Annotated in this window: 1 protein-coding gene and 2 pseudogenes; all 3 read left to right on the top strand. The window is 48.0% G+C overall.

Annotated features, from left to right (window positions below; genetic code table 11):
* Positions 1 to 559: pseudogene (locus tag CAPSK01_RS23625) on the top strand (hypothetical protein); the annotation flags it as partial.
* A gap of 69 nt (positions 560 to 628) precedes the next feature.
* Positions 629 to 1,357 carry a hypothetical protein gene (locus CAPSK01_RS17205; protein ID WP_034929584.1) on the top strand — a complete coding sequence of 243 codons (729 nt, stop codon included), beginning with the start codon at positions 629 to 631 and terminating at the stop codon, positions 1,355 to 1,357.
* A gap of 102 nt (positions 1,358 to 1,459) precedes the next feature.
* Positions 1,460 to 1,828: pseudogene (locus tag CAPSK01_RS17200) on the top strand (hypothetical protein); the annotation flags it as partial.

The following is a 1,828-nucleotide window of genomic DNA, read 5'->3' as shown; positions in this document are numbered from 1 at the left end:
GCCCTTACCCCTTGTTACCATCCTGCAGTCCAATGGACTGGACGATACCCTGTGGTGTCTTCGCACAATTACTGGATATGACAGGGAAATAACAAGGTTCGTTCTCGCTTGTGTTCAAGAGGTGTCTCACCTCATGACCGATAAAAGGTCATTGGACGTGCTCAGTGCCCTTGAAAGGCACCTGGAAATCCCGCTGTCTAAGCGGGAGCTTGACCAAGTAGTAGCAGAGGCAGAGGTAGTAGCAGAGGCAGCATTGGCAGCAGCACGGGCAGTAGGGGTAACAGAGGCAGCATGGGCGGCATGGGTGACAGTGGCAGCAGCATGGGCAGTAGCACGGGCAGCATGGGCAGCAGCACGGGCAGCAGGGGTGCCAGTGGTAGCAGCACGGGCAGCAGCAGAGGCTGCACAAGCAGCAGCATGGGTGCCAGGGGCAGCAGCACGGGCAGCACGGGCAGCAGAGGCAGCAAGGGCAGAGGCAGTAGAGGCAGAGGCAGTAGAGGCAGCACGGGCTGCTGCCCGTGCACGTCAAACCCAAATCTTTGAAGGGATATTCGGATGATTAGTCTATTGGTTTGGCTTCTTTCAGGTTTACTGGTCCCTCTCATTATCTATCCAGGGAATTAACAAGATGATTACCAGAAGTGAACTAGAAGAGAAAGGAGCCTGTGATGCAGGCTTGGCATGGTTCGATAAGAACTTTCCCGCAGGAAGTGCAGAGTATGAGGAAATTCACCAAGAATTAGAGGAACAGGGACTAGACGGCTATCTATATTGGTTAGAGACCGAGTATAGGCTAGTTTATACCTATGATGAGCTATCGCCCAGTGCACAAGAGAGGGCAAGGGAGTACTTTGCAGTAGATGAGTTTGACCACTCATGCCTATTAGAAGACATAGACGCAATAGCACGATTGCTAGGTATAACTCTTAATTCTACAAGAGGAGGAGTCTATATAGACGTAGAATGGGATGGAGAAGATGCAACCTATAGCGGTTACTATGAATATGCCAAAAACGCAGTAAAGAAAGTAGAGCAGGAAACAAAAGACCCTGAGCTAGTCCGTATTGCTAAAGAGCTTAGGGACGTGCAACGACCTAACTTCTATCGTCTACAGGCCAGTATCAGCTATAAAAGGTGGTCCAGGTCCAGGTCAATTATAGTTAGTGTAGAAGATGCCCTATACCCTTACAGGTCTTTAGGAGAATATGAGGAGAGGATTAAGCAAGCCCTGGAGGATTTCGGTTACTGGATAGGGTCTAGGCTCAGGTCCCAAGAAGAGTTTGAAAACTCAGAAGAAGCACTTGCAGAACAAGCCCGCGAATTTTCTTATGATGTAGACGGGAACTTTTTAGAGTAAGCAGCATGCTAGGAAACCTGTGAATTTTCTTATGATGTAGACGGGAACTTTTTAGAGTAGGTAGTATGATAACTACTTACCAACGACACGAGAGGAAACGACATGATACTGAAAAAGACAATGAAGTATAAAGGATACCTGTTCACTATTGAGGTAGACTATGATGAATTTGAGGAACCGCCCTGGTCACGCTATGACGGTCATGACCCTGTATCTGACTGGACAACACGAAACAAGAAGCCATCAGAGGTAGTTCTGTGGACCGTTGGAGGGGCCAAACTGTATTATGATTTCAGTATGGCCATGAAAAAGGCCAAAGAAGAATTGTGGGATGCCGCCCCCTATGGTCAAGGGACTAGAGGGGAAAGGGCAGAAAGGGCAGTAAGAGCAGATATAAAGTACCTAAGAGACTATATTGATAATGTATGGGTGTATGTAACACTTTCCGTTACCTTGAGAGGTAGCGGTTAT

The sequence above is a fragment of the Candidatus Accumulibacter vicinus genome (genome assembly GCF_000584955.1).
In the GTDB taxonomy this organism is placed as follows: Bacteria; Pseudomonadota; Gammaproteobacteria; order Burkholderiales; family Rhodocyclaceae; genus Accumulibacter; species Accumulibacter vicinus.
The sequence above is the reverse complement of the archived record's forward strand: the minus strand, read 5'-3'. Positions and strand labels throughout refer to the sequence as shown.

Coding starts and splice junctions, on each gene's coding strand:
- CAPSK01_RS17205 (WP_034929584.1), top strand. CDS start 629: ATGATTACCAGAAGTGAACTAGAAGAGAAAGGAGCCTGTGATGCAGGC.